Annotated in this window: 1 pseudogene; it reads right to left on the bottom strand. The window is 55.3% G+C overall.

Features of this window, described 5'->3' with window-relative positions:
• Window positions 1–87: 87 nt before the first annotated feature.
• Window positions 88–438: pseudogene (locus ACM615_RS23910) on the bottom strand (malate:quinone oxidoreductase); the annotation flags it as partial.

Below are 438 nucleotides of genomic sequence, written 5' to 3'. Positions count from 1 at the left end.
GATTCTGGTGGATGAACATGAAAATGCCTTTGCGGATATTCACTCTGCGGCGGTATCGGCGGGCACTTCTCTGCCGGTCAGTGTCGGTAAACTGACGCTGGGTATCGGCAGCAGGTTAGAACTGTTCACACTGCCGAACAAATCCCACAGGGAACCGTTTTTCAGGAATTTGCTGGAGAAGGTGGCGAACGGCCCGAACAGCAGAACCTGTTTGCCATCAATAATTCGGGTGTCGAGATGCGGAACAGACATCGGTGGCGCGCCCACAGCAGCTTTGCCATAAACTTTCGCCAGATGACGTTTCACCACGTCCTGATTTTCGGTCACCAGGAATTCACCACCGACCGGGAAACCGCCGTACTCACGCGCTTCCGGAATACCGGATTTTTGCAGCAGCGTCAGAGACGCCCCGCCCGCGCCGATGAACACGAATTTCGC

It is taken from the genome of Rahnella sp. PAMC25617, assembly GCF_050606005.1.
GTDB classification, from domain to species: domain Bacteria; phylum Pseudomonadota; class Gammaproteobacteria; order Enterobacterales; family Enterobacteriaceae; genus Rahnella; species Rahnella variigena.
This window is presented reverse-complemented; position numbering and strand designations above follow the sequence as displayed.